Source organism: Pseudomonas akapageensis (assembly GCF_011355085.1).
GTDB classification, from domain to species: domain Bacteria; phylum Pseudomonadota; class Gammaproteobacteria; order Pseudomonadales; family Pseudomonadaceae; genus Aquipseudomonas; species Aquipseudomonas akapageensis.
This window is the reverse complement of sequence record NZ_VXCP01000054.1, coordinates 10,609-27,046: the sequence shown is the minus strand read 5'-3', so window position 1 is coordinate 27,046 and position 16,438 is coordinate 10,609. Positions and strand designations below refer to the sequence as shown.

Here is a 16,438-nt window from a genome sequence, read left to right as displayed (position 1 = left end):
CAGCACGCTGGCCCCCAGAAACAGCCACAACAACGGTGAAGACCGTTTGACCGAAATCATGGAGCACTCCCTACAGACAAAGTCTGGGACTGATGCAAGGGCAGATAGACCATGTTCATCTCAGTAGCGGAGATACCCACGATCCTGTAGGTGTCGTCGATCATGTCGCCGTTACGCACGACATAGAGCTTTTCGCCGTTTTGCAGGAAGACCTGCACATCGTTGTGATCATCGAGCCTGCCGATGAACTGAAAAGGTAGTGGTGGTGCAGTCGGGGCCACCACCTGCATTGCCGCCGCAGCGGCTGCCTGTTCCGCCGTCACCGTGGCCAGTACCGGTGCCGGTTTCCAGCTCTGGGCGGCAAACAGGTTGGCCCCGGGTTCTATCGAGCTGACATCGGCAGACTTGGCCTGCGCGGCAGTGGCTTTCGCGGCCAGTGGTTGTCCACCTGCCTTGACGGTCTGTGTAGCCTTGGCAGTGGCCGGGGCCACCGCCACCTCATCGGCGTCCTGGAACCAATGCCCGGGCGCCCAGGCAATGATTGCCGCTGCACTCAGGAACAGGCCCCACCCCAAGCGTTTGCGTGCGTTCATGATGACCTCGACAGATACAGGGTCAGTCGGATGCGGCCATTGAGCTCGGTGTCGGCAATGCGTTTGCGTTGCAGGTCGACATCCTCGAGCACCACTGCCGGCAGCGCGCCCAACAGCTCATGGATGAATCGGCGTACCTGCGGGTAGGTGCCGCGCACGGGCAACAGGATCGAGTAGCGCGCCAGGTGCGTCTTCGGATCGGTACCCAGGGCGTACTCACCACGGGACAGGACAATCTGCTCCTTGGATGCCAGGGCATAGATCTGGTCGATCGCTGAGGTCGCTTCCTTCTGCGCCGGCAAGCGCTGGCGGAACTCGTCCAGTTGCCGCGACGGCACTTCGGGCGCGGCGACGATGCCTTGCTCGATTTGCGTCAGGTAGGTGCTGGCTTCTTCGTTCTGCACAGACAGACTCTGCAAGCGCTGCCAGGTGGGTACCAGGGCGAAGGCGGTGTAACCGAGCGCCAGCACCACCAGTGCGGTACCGGCCAGGGCCGGCCAACCGTGACGTTGCAGTTGTTCGTGAAGAATCAGTCTAGGGATGTGCATCGCCCACCTCCCAGCTCGCTTGCAGGTTGAATTGCACGGGGTGCTCGGCCGACTTGGCGTCGACTTCGTGATTGAGCAGCGAAACATCGCTGAGCTCGGCACTGGATTCGAGCTGCCGGTGGAATTCGAGCATCGCCTCCAGGTCCTTCGCTTCAGCGGTTATACGGACCTGGCCCTTGCGCGCATCGGGTGTCAGCGACAGCAGTGCGACCTGGTCCCGGGGCAGCGCTTCGAGCATGGCGAACAGGCGCTCCCAAGGCCTGCGCAGTTGCGCGGATATGCGCCGCATTTCCGCCATCCGGGCGGCCTGCTCGCGGCTCTCGGCCGGTGACAGGCCGACCGTGCTCTCGCTGTCGCCGTGCAACTGCCCCTCGGCCTGACGCAGGCGACCGTGGGCCTGCTGTTCCTGGGCATCGAGTTGCAGGTGCGTCCACAGGCCGACGGCGCCAACCAGCAGCCCGACCAACAACAGGCTCCAACCGAAGGCACTGGCCCGGCGCCGGGGCTGAAAGTCCAGCATCAAGGCGCGCATTTAATTCACCGCCTGGGACATGACATACAACACATCGCGCACCGGCGCGGCGGCTTGCATGCCCAACAACACAACGGCGCCCTGCTCCAGGCTCGGCACGTTGTCAAAGCGCCCCGGTGCATGCAGGTAGATCGGCAGAGGGTGCTCGCTGTCACCGTCGAACAGTTCACACTCGCGGGCGATCAATGCGGCGAGCGCACCGTCGGAGTCGGGGCTGCAGACCGAACGGACCCCTTCCCAGCGACCCTCGCGTGCCAGCAGCAAGGTACTGCGGCCGGGCTCGGCGACCACGAACAGAAAGTCGTCCTTTGCCATCTGCGCATCGAAGTGGTTGAACGCCGCCATCAGGTAGGGCTGCACCGAAACCAGGCGCAGGCTCAGGTTGTCGGCCAGGGTGCGCAGACGCAGCAGCAGTTCGTCAGGCACGGCGGCGGCAACCCGCGCCTGCCCTGCTGCTTCGGCCGACAGGCTGAAGGTCCAGCTTTGCGCCGAGAGGCCGAAAACCTCCTCGAAGCAGACGCCGGCGTACACCAGCAGCTCGTCGCTGGTGTTGATCTGGTCGCTCCATGGAACACGGCAGAAGCGGTTGTAATGCCCCGAGAGCAACACACACAGCTCGGCACGACCGCGAACCTGCTCGGCCAGCAGCCGTTCAAGGGTTTCTGTTGCCACCGGCCAGGCGGGAAAGTGGTCGCTGATGAAGCCGACACTTCCCAACCACTCGCAGGTGCCGCCGCGACGACGGCACAAGCCGACCCCAGTGGGCCCGAGTACAGCGATATAACGCTCACCCCACGAATGTGACACGATTGATCTCCTCGAGTGTCGTGCGTCCTTCACGGACCAGTTCCAGCGCCGAGCCACGCAGCAAGCGCAGGCCACGGCTGCAAGCCACGGCCTTGATGCGGGCGATCGGTTGGCGTTCGATGATCATCTGGCGAATTTCATCGTCCAGGTGGAGCAACTCGGCGATGGCCGTACGGCCACGGTAGCCGGTGCCCCGGCAACGGCCGCAGCCGCTGCCATGGACGAAGTGGTAATCGGTGACCGCGTGCGGTTCGAGACCCGAGGCCGCCAGTTCCTCGGCGCTCGGTGGGCAGGGCCTGGCGCAGTCGCTGCAGACCAGCCGGATCAGGCGCTGGGCGAGCACGGCGTTGAGCGCCGAGACGAAGCTGTAGGGGTCGACGGCCATCTGGGTGAAACGGCCAATCACGTCGAACACGTTGTTGGCGTGGATGGTGGTGAACACCAGGTGACCGGTCAGGGCCGACTGAATGGCGATTTGTGCGGTGTCCGGGTCACGGATCTCGCCGACCATGATCTTGTCCGGGTCATGGCGCAGGATCGAGCGCAGGCCGCGGGCGAAGGTCAGGCCCTTTTTCTCGTTGACCGGGATCTGCAGGACGCCGGGCAGCTGGTACTCGACCGGGTCTTCGATGGTGATGATCTTGTCCACCCCATGGTTGATCTCGGTGATCATGGCGTAGAGCGTGGTGGTCTTGCCGCTACCGGTCGGGCCGGTCACCAGGACCATGCCATAGGGTTCGGCAGCCAGGCGGCGCAGGTGGCGCAAGGTGGCCTCTTCGAAGCCCAGGGATTCGAGGCGCACGCCATTGGCGCGGTCGGCCAGGTCCTGTTTGTCCAGCACCCGCAGCACGGCGTCTTCACCGAAAATGCTCGGCATGATCGAGACACGAAAGTCGATCTGCCGGCCGCTGATGCCAATCTTGAAGCGACCGTCCTGGGGCACGCGTTTTTCGCCGATGTCCAGTTCGGCCATGACCTTGACCCGGGAGATCACCTGCTCGGCGAACTCGCTGCCCTGGACCTTGCTGATGTTGTTGAGCACCCCGTCGATGCGGTACTTGATCACCAGGCCAGTGCCGGTCATGCCCAGGTGAATGTCACTGGCATGCATCTTCAAGGCATCGTAGAGCGTGGAGTTGACCAGTTTGACCACGACGCTGGCGTCTTCGCTGATGCTGGTCAGCGACAGGGTTTCCAGCGCTTCGTGCACGTCGTTGATATCGGCCTGGGCGTTGAGCGACTCCACGGCGTGGAAGCTCTCTTCATGGCGCGCCAGAAAGGCAGCGAGGTCGGCGGCATGGGCCAGGTACAAGGGGGCACCGCGCAGGTTTTCGTCGATCCAGGCCAGGCGGTTTTCATCGAAGGGGTCGGCGAATACGCCGACCAGCTCATCACCCAGCTGCACCATGACGAATTCGCGCTTGATCGCCTGGGCCAGGGTGATGCGGTCGAATGCCGGGACAGTGTCGAACAGGCTTTCGCTGTGGAGCACCGGGTAATGGAGGGTATTGCCCAGGCACTGGATAAAGGTGCGCGGATCGAGTGCCGAAAGGGTTTCCAGTGTTTCCAGGGTACGTTCGCCCTGGCTGCTGGCGGTGGCCCTGGCCTGTTGCAGGACTGACCGGGCAAAGCGCGATGGCGTGGGTTCAGGCTCGGGTGTAGCGTCGACTGACGGCGGCAACGCAGCAAAGGACAGACGTTCCATGGCATGCACTCCAACGCTCCGGGGTTTTCACCCATTCGGCGCGCCAGCACATGCTCGTCTGTACGCGCCCCTACTTCCCGTTTGCCTGTTGCGGGTCATCGGGAACCGGCGGCGTCGAGGTCTTGCTTCGACGTTCTGCCAGTACCCAACTGCCGTCAAACAACTGCAGCGGGAAACTATCGGTTCTGCCCTGGCGTCGCTCGACGAAACCTTCGCTGTGTTGCCCTGACGTACCCTGGAGTTTCAACCCGACCAAGTCACAGACCACTCGAGCCAGCTCCGCCATTGGAAAGGGTTTCAACAGGATGTGGCCGATGCCCAGCTGACTTGCGCGTTCGAAAACCTGGTCGCTCGGATGCGCGGTCATCAGTACGAAATGGCATTTCCTGTTGAGGCGGACTGCTTCGAGTACCTGGAACCCCTCCATATCGGGCAAGCGAAAATCCAGTACGACAACTTCGGGAGCAAAGCCCTCGGCAAGGCTGATGGCTTTGGCACCGTCGTGGGCTACACGAACATCCAGGCCCTTGGCCTCAAGAAACGCCTTGAGGTTCTGCGCAAGGATTTGTTCGTCCTCGACTACCAGTACTTTGTTCTTGTCTTTTTCCAAGGCGGACTCCTTGCAGCTGTCAGGTCCCGTACCGGGCCTGGAAGTGCGCGCCTCACTTAGGCTTACGCACACTTCATGCCAGACCGCGTATCGATAGTATTACTTAGCCATGCGACTGATTTGGTTGCAATTTTTTTCCACTACCCAACCGCCTCCCCCAATTTCGGGGAATGGTGATCAGGGCAAAATCCGGTTTTCCCCCAACTTGGGGGGCAAGGCACTTACTGGCCCTGTGCTAATTCGATGCGATTGCGCGAGCGAAGATCCTTCAGCGCTTTCACGCGAGCTTCGGCTTGCCGCTGGTTGATAATCATTTCTTTTACCATAGCAAGCTCTCTACTTCGTTCGACCGATGACGTCAATTTTTGGTTCGGGGCCAACAACAAATTTTTCGCCATCGCATCCGGGTGCTGATGGGCCCAGGCTTGCTCGACTTCCGCGGGTGTGGGCTCGCGTATCCGGGTGAGCTTGGCGAAAACCTGCTGGGCCGCCCACTCCTGGCGCAGGTACTCGGTGTAACTGGATTCATCGAAGCCCGCATCCGCCAGGCGCTGGGCAAACACTTCGGAGGAACCGAAGTCGCCTCGTACGGCGGCCAACTGGTGCGCCACGGCCTTTTCATCAACGACCAGGCCCTGCTTGCGCGCTTCTCCAAGCAGCAATTCCTTGTCGATCAACTCATCAAGTGCAGCCTGGCGCAGACGCTTGTAGGTGCTCGGGTTGCGAATACTGGCCAGCGCCCGGCCCTGGGCCTGCAGGTAGTCGGCAAAGTAGCGCTCCAGGCGAAACTCGGTGATCGGCACGCCATTGACCCGCGCTGCGATCGCCTGCTCCTGCGCCTGCACCTGTCCGCACGGCAGCGGCAGGGGCAGCGCCAGAGACAAAGCCAGGAAAAGCCCCCACTGTGCAGTACTCATGATCGATGACTCCTAGGGCACCCGAATGAACGGGCCCATTGAATAGAAACGTTGTTCAGGCAATTGCACCCGTACGATATGTGCACCACTGAGGCCAAGGCGCTTACCGGGGCCGAAGTTCATCTGCGGTGTCAGACCGGTATCGAAGTCGTGCAGGCTCTCGACAGCCTCGATCAGGCTCCGTCGGCTGACATCGCGCCCGGCCCGTTTCAGCCCTTCGCTGAGCAACAGTACCGAGCAATAGGCCCCAACCTGCAGCACTGCATGCTGACCGCCCAGGCCGCTGCGCTGGCGCAGATCGCTCAGGGCAGCCCGACCCGCGCTGGTCCAGTCCTCGGGCACGAATGGATACGCCAGGAACAAGCGCTCGGAAAACGCCTCGGGTACTTGCAAAACCTCACCCGCCACCTGGGTCGACGCGGCAAACAGCCAGGGCGCGAGGCCCGCTCTGTCAAGCCGCCCGGCCAGTTCGGCAAAGTCGCCGGCCGAGCCGAGATAAAATACAGTCTGCGCATTTTTCAGGGCCTGCAAGTTGTCGGCGCTGTAAGCCAACGTGGTGACGTGGGTCCAACCTTGCTCGCGCAGCCCCAGGACCAGGCGCTGGGCCAGGGCGGCCTGGGTTTCACTGGCCGGATGGATGATGACGCTCTGGCTGGCTTCCAACTGCAGACTGCCTGCGGCATAGCGTGCCAGCGCGAGCATCTGCTCGCGCAATCCCGGCAAGGGCTCGAATATCTGCCCGCTGCCTGCAAAGGCGCCGAACAGCGACAACGACCCCACCAGCGGCACCTGCGCCTGCTCCAGCAAACCGGGCATCTCGTCGTCCAGCGCCGGCGCCAGCGGCGCGATCAAGGCAAACACCCGCGCGTTGTCGATCAGGGTGTGCAGGGCCGCCCGGGCACTTGCCTTGTCATTGCCCGGATCCACATTCACAAGTTCCAGGATGCGTCCGTGTATGCCCCCGGTCTGGTTGATCTGCTCGATCGCGGCGGTCAGCACGGCGGCCACGGTATTGCCCAGTTCCGCCATTGGCCCCTGCCGCGGCAACAGGGTACCCAGGCGCAAGCGCTGGGGTTCCAGGCCCGGGTCGCGATCGTCTTCCAGGCGCTTGAGGTAGGCGGTCAGGTTCGCCTGGTCGCGCAAGGTCAGCACGAACCGCGGCATGGCCGGATCCAGCCGGTTGCCGGCCGGGTCTCGCCCTTCGCTGACGGCCCGGGCAAAAGCCGCCTCGGTATAGGCCGGGTGATGGCGACCATTGACCGATAACCCATAAGTTGAGCTCAGCCGTCGCCAGGTGATGTCCGGCGGCCGCACCCCGCCTTCGGGCCGGCCGCGGCCATCGGCGCCATGACAATTGGCGCAGGGCACCGCCTGCGCCGGCAGGAGCATGTCGGATGCGCCGACCCGGGCCGAAATCTCCACGTTCTGGGCCGAAAGCCCTTCGCGGTAGAGCCGCTTGCCGGCGGCTTCGCTGGCCGTCAATTCCAGCCCATGGGCCAGGCCGCTCAATGCCAGCAGGCACGACATCCACAGCGCGACAGGCTTCATGGTGGCCACTCTCAGCGCCCGGCTACAGGCATGGTCAACAATTGCAGACGCTGGGCGATCGCCGCAGCGGGTGCATCGGGGCGAATCTTGCTCCAGCGTTTATTGGCCACGTCTCCGACGATAAGTTGAGTCGAGTGTTGTTCCGGGCTTGGAATAAGGTGGCCCAGACGCCCCAGCACCAGGTCCATTTTTGCTTGCTCACCCGTCAGGAACAGCCAATTGGCCGTGTCCACGCCTTGTTTGCGGGCAAAAGCCTTGAGCACCGAAGGGCTGTCGTTTTGCGGATCGCTGGTCAGGGAGATGAAAAACACCTGGCTGGCCAGGGGCTCACCCAGGGCATCGCGCACTTCCTTGAGTTTGCGGGTGATCAAGGGGCAGGCATCGTTGCAATGGGTGAAGATCACATTGAGCAGCACCACGCGGTTCTTCAGCACGTCGCTGTAGAAGCGCACTGGCTGGCCGTCCTGATCGAGAAGCTGGGTGTCGGTAAAGTAAGTCTGTGCATCATGGGTGCCGGCGACCGGTTTGGCGGCGGGTGCCACCACCGCTTCATGGGCGAGTGTGGGCAAGGCCCAGCAGCACAGGGCCAGGGTGGCGATCCAGTGCAGCGGCTTCATGGTAGTTGCTCCATGGCGACGGCGGTGTGCCGGGCATGCACCCGCGCCGCGCCCAGCTCCTGGACGCGCTTGACCAGCAGCGCAGGATCGGTGAAACCGTAGTAGCGGGTCCAGCGCTCGCTGCGACCGTCGCCCACCAGGATCAATGGAGGATGATTGCGAAAGTCCGGGGTCCAGGTGCCGAGCCCCTTGAGGGTGTCGCTGATGGCCTGGGGACTGCCGGTCAGCCAGCTCCAGCCAGGGCCGCTCTGGAATTTCTTCGCATAGCCGAGCAGGCGCGGCGGATCGTCGCGTTGCGGATCGATACTGATCGACACCAACTGCACATCATCGCCGACCCTCCCCCCCAATTGCTTTTGCACCTTGCTCATGATCGATGACACCACCGGGCAGACCGTGGTGCAGCTGGTGTAGATGAAGCCCATCACCACGATCCGATCACGCACCAGATCCTCATTCAGCCGCACCGACTTGCCGTCCTGGTCAAGCAGGGGCACATCGACAAAGGAAACCCTCGCGCCCTCCTCCCGGGTTTCGGCCGCCTGTTGCCCGTGGCTGGCATGCTCGTCCTTCGAATGGGCCTGAACCAGGCCACTTGAACCCACCATTCCCAACAGTGCCAGGGCGATGCTTGCTGTCATGGCTTTCATGTGTTGCTCCTTAGGGCTTCTGGGTCACTTGCGGCACCGGGGACGTCAGCGGGTTACCCGGCAGGACGCGCAGGCTGGTGTAGGTCTGCTGATCGAACGCGCTGCCCAGGGTGGCCGAGCGGGCATGCAGGTAATACGCGCCCACTTCAGGCAACTCCAGCGCAGCTTCGTAGATGCCGTCGGCGACCTCCTGGGTCAGCACTTCCTGGGGCCGTGAGGACGGCGCCAGGTAATAGCGCAGGTGCAAATCCTTGAGACCCTTGCGCGGGTGACCGTTGCGCCCTTCGACTACGCGCAGGCGCACCTTGAAGGGGCTGCCCAGGGGCGCGGCAACCTTGTCCATGAGGAACTCCAGGCGCGGTGTGGCCAGGGCTTTTTCCAGGGCGGGATTGACCTCGACTTCAGTGGCGAAGCAATGCACGATCTGCGGTTGGTTGAGCAGAAACGCCACATCGAAGCGCCCGGCCGCCGGCAATTTCACCCGTGAGCTGTACACCCCGGGTGACACTTCGCGCAGGCTGCGGTCGATGACCATGGCGGCACGGGCGGTGTGTCCGCGGTTGGGGTAACCGGACATGGGGGCGTTCATGCCCTCGGCGTAAAAGTAGGTGGTGTTGTCGACCGGGTTGACCACGAACACCGAGTTGTCATCGCGTGACGGGCTCAACCCCGGAGCCAGCGGCAAGTCGCCAGCCAGTTTCGGCGCCGCCGGGCCGGCCTCGAAACCCTGGATGATCGGTTCGCGGCCCTTGCCCAGAGTGGACAGGTTGATCATGGTCACCCGTGGCGAGGCCAGGCCGCGGATATAGGCGTACGCTTTGGTGAAGGTCAGTTGAAAGGGTTCGGGTGAAACGTCCAGGCTGTGAATCACCTCGTCACTGGCCGCATCGATGACCTGCGCGCGGCTTTCCACGGTGTTGAGCACGATGCCGAAGCGCCCATCCGAACTGAAGCGCATCGGCCCCAGGCCCTGCTTGTCCTTGATGACTTTGCGCACTTGCAGGGTAGCGGCGTCGACGACCGTGATGGTGCCGTCCTTGCCGTCGGCCACATAGACCGCCTCGGACAATGGCGAGTAGGCCACCGACAGCGGGCTGGAACCTGTGCGCAGCTGTTTCAGCACCTCCAGTGTCGCCACGTCGATCACGCTGAGGGTGCCACTTTCCCGGTTGCTGACGAAGGCGTAGCGCGAGTCCTTGCTGAAGACGATTTCGTGGTGACCCACGCCCGTGGGCAGAAACTTGAGGGTATTGAGTGATTGGGCATCGATAACGGTCACGCCGCTTTTGGCTTCGTCGCGAACGTTGTTGCCGACCCACAACAGACGTTCATCCGGCTGCAGTGCGACCCTGACCGGCGCGGTGCCCGCCATCAGGTTGGTCAGCACCTGGAATTTCTCCGCATCGATAACCGCCACTTCCCCGGCTGTCGGCATCGACACGAATATCCGCTTGTCATCGGCGCTGGCCACCCAGTCCATCGGTGCTTGCTTGAGGGTGATGCGAGCCATGGTGCTGGTGACCCCACCGACCGAAACCGACGGGTCGATCACTGTCAGGCTGGGGTCCTTGTTCAGTACCACCAGGTAGTAGCTGTTGAGGTCGAGCAAGGGGCGTGAGCCGATGCTGCTCTTGAGGTAAAGGCCTACCCGGGCCTTGCAGCTTCTGGAGCGCTCCGAGGCAAGTTCGCCGGCCTGGGCCTTGTCGAGCCAGGCACCGGGGGATATGCCCGAGAGCGGCTGGCCGGTAGCGGTATCAGTCACACGAAAGCGGATATCGGCGAAAGTCCCTTCGGTCAAAATCTTGCCAGCAAGCGGAACGGCCTCGAACTCGATCGAGACGCCGTCGCGCACCAGCAACTGATGTTCATGCGGACTGCCAATCAACGGAAGAACGTCGTCACACTGCCCCTCATACCAGTACAACAGCGCGGCCAGGAACAGGCCCATTAGCAGCGCTACAAAGGATCCTTTGACAATTGTGGCGTTCACTGCGTATCCCTCCTGGCTCACCGGTACGACACGGTGACGGTCTTGTTTTTTGTGCGCAGCGAGCGCTTGCCATCGCGCCCGCTGCTCATGTGCCGCTGACAGTCCTCAAGGTGACGGCGCTACAGGTGGCTCCGGTTCGTTTGTCACACGCAACAGTCCCCACAGGCCGCCGGCGTTACCAAATCCAGCATAGTCACGCAACAGATAATCACCGGGGACCGCATTGGCTCCGCCGGCACTGGGCATCATGAAACTGAAGTGTCCGGCTGGCAGTACGCTCTCCTGGGCGCCGCTGTACATGGCCATCGGGTTGAAACCGAAGCGCACCGAGCCGATCCCCGGTGAACTCATCGGGAAGCCACTGCTGTCGGTCTTCTCGCTTTGCACTGAATGCAGCGGCCAGAGGTGCCCGTCGAGCTGGAAGGTCGAACTGCGCGCACTGCCGGCGGACATCAGCACGTGGGTACGGAAAGGCTGTCCGGGCTTGACCCGCAGGACCGGGGTCACCGGGTCGCCACCGACCAGGGCATTGCTGTAGGCCATGTGCGCGTTGTCGACATCCGCCCAGCCATGCCCCCCGGCATGGCCAAAGGGTGCATCGGGTGCCAGGCCGAAGCGGTACCACATGGGCTCGGTCTTGTAGTTGAATGCCATGCCCGAGTTGTCTTCCGGATCTTCCGGAATACCGCCCCCGCCAGACGCGATGCTTTCCACCGGCCGCCCGTTGGCCCAACGCAGGTTCAAGCCTTTTTGCCAGAGCAGCTGGAAGTCGCGGTAGGCCGTCTGGTTCGGTGCCTGCACGGTCGCCTGTGCACGGCTGCGGGCATCTTCGGTCCAGGTGGAGCCGACCGGCAGGATGCTCATGCCACCGGCCAGGCCTTTTTGCGCCTGCTTGATCACGTCGGCCGGCAGCAGGTTCAGCCCGCCGAACTCGATCGCGGTGGCGTTGATGTTGTCGACGTTGCGCCCCAGTTGCGAAACCGGCTTGCCTTCACGCTCCAGGTGCCCGGCGTAGTACTGGAAGGTCTTGCTCGGGTAAGCGCCACTGTTGCCGTAGCGCGGCGGCACGGTCTGCACCGGGTTGATCCCGACGTTGACGCCGTCGGCCTTGGTGATGTCATACGCCAGCAACTGGGCGTGCAGACCGACCTGGTTGGACGGACGCATCAGGTTGTTGTTGAAGGTGGTCGAGCCCTTGGCGCCGTTGCGATCGCGCTTGACCGTGCCCTGCATGATCGAGGTATTGACCAGGTCCGGCATCTCCACCGGCAGGCGATTTTCCAAAGTGACGCTGATGCAGTCCCCCGCGACCGCGCGCAGCATCAGCGGCTCGATCGGCACGCCTGGCTTGAGCTTGCCGGTGACCGGGTCCAGATCGGCCTTGCGCACATAGAGAATGGCGGTCGGGTCGTGCAGCGGGCCGGACTGACCGCCGAGGGTGATGGTCACGCCTTCTTCGGGCTCGAACACAGTGGCCTGGGGAATGCTGACAGGCCTTGGGTTGTACACCAGGGTGCCGCCGGCCGGGTTCAAGGGCGCGCCCACATGCTGTCCGACGCCTTCCGGATCGCCGATGGTCAGCCCCAGCGGATTGCTCAGGATATCGTTGGCCAGCGCCGCGACCACTTCAAAGCTGCGCTGTGGTGTCGGCCGGGTGCCGATGCCATTGGGATTGGCGCTGTAGCGCGGGCAGATCCCGTCGAAGGCCACGGTATTGCGCGCGGCCATCGGCTTGGGATTGCTTGGCAGCGCGAACAGGTCGTTGCGACTGGCGGTGTAGTTGCGCATCACCCCCCAGATACCACTCCAGTAACCCTCCATGGCAGCGTCCATCGAATACAGGTAGTCACCCGTGGCCGCTGCCGAACTCGAGGCCATTGCAACGGGCGCCAAGAAGCCCATCTGCTCGGAAATGCCGATCATTTGCGAGGCGCGCCAACCGGAGTTGGTGCTGCTGCCGAAGCCACTGCCGCTCTGCAGCCATTTGACCCCGTGCAGGGTCACGTTGTGCGCTTCTTCATAGCCACCGGCATGCACCCGCAGGCGTACGTTGTCACCCGAGTAGGTGCGCAGCATGGGCGTGAACGGGTCGCCTGGCTCATCGCCGCCACGGTTGATGTGCGGCGGGAACAGCGTGGTACCGCCAGTGGGACCGGTGGCCGCGGTGATTTTACTCGGCGCCAGGCTCATCGCGGCGATGGCGCGGTCGGTACGGGATTGCAGGGCAAAGCCAAGGTCGCCGGCCGGGCCGCTCGCCTGCATGCCGGGCTTGCCGTCCGGGGCGATGCGGTTGGGGTCGTAGATGCGCAACCCCAGCGGCTCGTTGCGGTAGTTGACCACGAACATGCCCGGGTCATCGACCGACATGGCTTGCGGACAAGGCCGGTTCGGGCAACCCGGCGCCTCGCCGCCCACCAGCTCCGTCACCGATTCAAGCAGGTTGTCCGCAGAGCCGCGCACCGGTGGGTTGATCGCGTAGCGGAAACTGTCGGCGGTCGCCGGGAACGCCCCGGCATCGGGTACGCCATTGGGGCCGGCACCGACATAGACGCCGGCTTCATAGGCATGCTGGAAGTCGCTGTATTCCAGGAAGAACTCGCGGAAACTGTCGTTGCGACCATCGCCGTCCATGTCACCGGTGGACACCACCGCCTGCCATGATGTCGGCCCGCCGTCCTGGCGCGTGCCCAGAGGCTCGCCGGTCTCGGCATGGAACCAGGTCGAGCCGGCAGGCTCGGCCAGCACGGTCGCATAGAGCCCCAGCTGCTGGTGAGTCGATGGGCCGAGGTGATCGTGGGTGAAGATGGTGCCCAGGCCCCGATCGACACCCCGAGTGTTCACCACGGGGTCGACGAACCAGCGCTGCATGGCCGTCCGCGCACCTACCCAGTCGGCCCGGCCGTACTGGCCGAAGTACGGATGTTTTTTCGCCACCGGGCAGGTGCTGGTGCCATCGCGCGAGTCAGGCTGCTGACAACCGTTGAAATCGCGAATGGCGTGGATACGCTCGACCACCGTGGCCGGCGACAGGATGCCGTCTTCGTAGTTCCAGCCGTTGGAAGAACCGTCGGCGGCGGTCAGGTCCCACTTGGGCAAGTGAATGTGCTGACCGATCACGTCGGTCGGCGTACGCACCTGGAAGTCGTCCAGCTCGTAGTAAGCGGGAATCAGGTTGGTGTGCTGGTACATCACGCAGTCGAAGGTGTTCATGCGCATGACCAGCGGCTCAGGCGGCCGCTGCTTGTTGATCACGGCCCAGGCGTCGTCCCAGAGCGAGATCATCCGTTGCTGCGGGAAGTGATAGCCGACCTTGTTGAACACAGCGTCGAACTGAATGTTGGCGCCTCTATAGATGCGCGGATGATCGGCGCTGAATGGTGAGGAGCCGGTAAAGGTCAGGCCGTCGGCGCGCTCGCCGCTGTTGAATTCGCCAACGCCGGCACTGGATGTCAGGCGTTTCTGCCGGTCGTCCATGCAGGGTTCGAAGAACGGCGCACCGGCCACCGGGGTCGAACCATTGGTGCGGAAATTTCCCGGCTTGACGATGTTGCCCGGCAGCACGGCATAGCTCGGGTGGTCGCGTTTGGCGTGGAAGGCCATGGCCGACTGCTCGACATCGTTGCCCTCCTCGGGGATATAGACCGCTTTGGCCCGGGTGATGCGTTTGGAGAAGTCCAGGGCGCTGGTCACCGAATCGGCTTCGCCCCCTGCTGCCACACCGTCCAGTGCGTGCCGCGGCAGGCCGCCATCCCAGCCATTGACTTGGCCAGGATCGAGCGCCGCCCACAAGGCCTTGCCGCTGTCGCGCAGTTGTTGGGCCTTGGCCGGGTCGAGCATGTCCAGGGGTGGGGTCGGTGGTCGTTGGCCCACGGTGCTTTCAATACCGCCGATCCAGAAGGGGTAGCCCGGGTTTTTCAGGGTGCCGTCGGCGTTGCGGTTGGCATTGCTGCGGTCGACCAGGGCCACCGAGCCGATAACCGACGATCCGCCGCTGCCGCCATGCTCGCCCTCCTCATCGTCGTCATCGTCATTGGCGGCAATCAGGCGCTCACCGAGCTTGGGCACCACCGCCACCTTGCCAGGCATCGGCGGCATGGCTTTGCCAGGCAGGGGCACCACGGCCGGAATCGGTGTACCGGCAACGATCTCGCCATCGGGCAAGGCCCGGGCGCCAGCCGCCGGCTTGCCGCTGCGCAAGGCGAACGGCGTGCTGTGATAGCCGTCCTGGCCTTGCTGGGAAACCTCCAGGCGCGTGCCTTCTTCAAACACATCATGGACCCGCCACATGCTCCACATGCCCTGGGCGAAGTGCGGATAGAAGTGGCAGTGATAGATGGCATCGCCCGCTACCCGGTTGCGATTGCCCGAACCGCCGTTGGCGATTTCATAGGTGTAGCCCGAGCCCGGTCCTATCCCCTGGGCATCGACATAGTCGGAATTGTCGTCGTTGGGGTTGAACAGCCATTGGTGGCCGTGCAGGTGGAAAATGTGTTGTTCCTTGCCCTGGTGGGTGTTGCGGAACTTGACGAAGTCACCAATGTAGCTGTGGTTGACGTTCGAAGGTTCGGCCGGGAACAGCGCCATGCTGGCCTTGATCCCGGTTTCGCTGGCCGGCGGCACCTGGCCGGGCCGGATACCCTCCAGACCGACGTTGGCCGGCACATCCACCAGCATGGCGACATCGCCCACGGTATGCGCGCTGAGGAAGAACTCTTCATAGGCGCATGACAGGCAGTCGTGCATCGGACCCACGCCAAGGCGATTGGCGACGATCTCGGCGCCCATGCCGCCGGAGCCGTAGTTGATCATGAAGCCATCACGCGCCGGTTCCAGCACATGGCCCATGACCGGGTCCGCCCAATAACCGGGGAACGCCTGGGTCACGGCCGACTCATCGTTGAATACGGCAGCAAAATCGCGGAACGGCTCGAGCCGGTTGGGCAAGGCCGGGTTGCGTTTGCCAATGCTCTCTAGCGGATAGGTCGCAGGGGGAAAGCTGCCGTCGGGATTGGACCCCATGACGATCGCATCGGTGTCGCTGGCGATGATCTCACTGCCGTCGACCATGTTCAGGATCGGTGTGCCAGCCTTGCCTTCACGAATCCAGGGCTCGCGTTGCGGGTAGCGGGCCTGGTAGTCGATGATCGGTTGCCCTGCGGGCGTGCGGCCGGTGCTGGCCAGGCGCATCTCTTCTTCGGTGACCGCGTTGCGATAGGTGCGCCCACCCTTGGGCACGACAACCACCTGGGCAAACAGTCCGTTGGCCATGTTGCCCGAAGTGCCCTCGCCGCCGAACGTGGCCCCCAGGCTGCTGGCAGCAAAGGCCCCCTCGCGTTCGGCAAAGATCGTATACGAGCGGCTGGCACCCGGGGCCAGCAGGAAGTTGCCGTTGCGCCCGGTGTTGGCGGCCAGGTCCTCGATGGTACTGACCGGTTGCATGCCGTTTATTTGCAGACCGACATGGCGGGTGTTGACCTGGTCGTCGGTGACAAAGTCTTCGGCTTCTTCTGCGCCTTCAACTTCGCCGCCCTCTTCACCCTCCTCAATCTCCCCATGCTTGTTGGGGTTGGCCTGGTACGCCAACAGGTTTTGCAGGTTGATGGTCAGGCAATCGCCGGCAGCCACCCGCAGCACCATGGGCCGCGGGCGCTTGTCCGGCCGCAGCGAGACCTTGCCGGGGACGGCCGCGCCGCCCTGGACCAGGGAGACATTGTTTTCATCGACCACATCGCGACGCAGGGCGAAGATCATGCCGTTGGCATTCTGCGCACCGAGGCGGTTGAACATCAACGGCTGGTCGAGCGCGACGACATTGGCCACCAGGTTACGCTCGCAGCGCGCGGCAGCCTCGGCCTCGTCGAATGTCTCTGCGCCCAGCATGGCGACTGCCATCAGGCCAAGACTTTTCAGGCGACTGGGTT

General features: G+C 63.4%; 12 protein-coding genes. All 12 read right to left on the bottom strand.

Translation table 11 applies throughout. From position 1 onward, the window contains the following. Window positions 1-56 precede the first annotated feature (56 nt). Window positions 57-593, bottom strand: coding sequence for a hypothetical protein (locus F2S13_RS26590; RefSeq protein WP_166366529.1), 537 nt, complete (start codon window positions 591-593; stop codon window positions 57-59). Continuing rightward, entirely contained in the window at window positions 590-1,141 is a 552-nt protein-coding gene (gene pilO / locus F2S13_RS26585) for a type 4a pilus biogenesis protein PilO (RefSeq protein WP_166366527.1), read from the bottom strand. Before pilO ends, F2S13_RS26590 begins: the two co-directional genes overlap by 4 nt. Then, a complete protein-coding gene (locus F2S13_RS26580) occupies window positions 1,128-1,673 on the bottom strand; it encodes a PilN domain-containing protein (protein ID WP_166366525.1) in 546 nt (181 codons plus the stop codon). Before F2S13_RS26580 ends, pilO begins: the two co-directional genes overlap by 14 nt. Continuing rightward, window positions 1,674-2,480 (bottom strand): hypothetical protein, encoded by an 807-nt coding sequence (locus F2S13_RS26575; RefSeq protein WP_166366523.1) that lies wholly within the window; start codon window positions 2,478-2,480, stop codon window positions 1,674-1,676. Further along, window positions 2,461-4,185: a GspE/PulE family protein gene (locus F2S13_RS26570; RefSeq protein ID WP_166366521.1), complete on the bottom strand. Its 1,725-nt coding sequence runs from the start codon at window positions 4,183-4,185 to the stop codon at window positions 2,461-2,463. Before F2S13_RS26570 ends, F2S13_RS26575 begins: the two co-directional genes overlap by 20 nt. Window positions 4,186-4,255: 70 nt before the next feature. After that, the gene (locus tag F2S13_RS26565) at window positions 4,256-4,795 is read right to left on the bottom strand and encodes a response regulator (RefSeq protein ID WP_166366519.1); all 540 of its coding nucleotides are present in this window, start codon (window positions 4,793-4,795) and stop codon (window positions 4,256-4,258) included. Between the two features lie 221 nt (window positions 4,796-5,016). Beyond that, a complete protein-coding gene (locus tag F2S13_RS26560) occupies window positions 5,017-5,712 on the bottom strand; it encodes a SurA N-terminal domain-containing protein (protein ID WP_166366517.1) in 696 nt (231 codons plus the stop codon). A gap of 12 nt (window positions 5,713-5,724) precedes the next feature. Continuing rightward, window positions 5,725-7,260: an ABC transporter substrate-binding protein gene (locus F2S13_RS26555; protein ID WP_166366515.1), complete on the bottom strand. Its 1,536-nt coding sequence runs from the start codon at window positions 7,258-7,260 to the stop codon at window positions 5,725-5,727. 11 nt (window positions 7,261-7,271) lie between these two features. After that, entirely contained in the window at window positions 7,272-7,877 is a 606-nt protein-coding gene (locus F2S13_RS26550) for an SCO family protein (RefSeq protein ID WP_166366513.1), read from the bottom strand. Then, window positions 7,874-8,527, bottom strand: coding sequence for an SCO family protein (locus F2S13_RS26545; RefSeq protein ID WP_425500250.1), 654 nt, complete (start codon window positions 8,525-8,527; stop codon window positions 7,874-7,876). Before F2S13_RS26545 ends, F2S13_RS26550 begins: the two co-directional genes overlap by 4 nt. Before the next feature lie 10 nt (window positions 8,528-8,537). Then, on the bottom strand, window positions 8,538-10,475 hold the full coding sequence (locus F2S13_RS26540) for a YncE family protein (protein ID WP_166366587.1): 1,938 nt from the start codon (window positions 10,473-10,475) through the stop codon (window positions 8,538-8,540). Between the two features lie 147 nt (window positions 10,476-10,622). Then, window positions 10,623-16,409 carry a manganese-oxidizing multicopper oxidase MnxG gene (mnxG, locus tag F2S13_RS26535; protein ID WP_281354592.1) on the bottom strand — a complete coding sequence of 1,929 codons (5,787 nt, stop codon included), beginning with the start codon at window positions 16,407-16,409 and terminating at the stop codon, window positions 10,623-10,625. Between the last annotated feature and the right edge of the window lie 29 nt (window positions 16,410-16,438).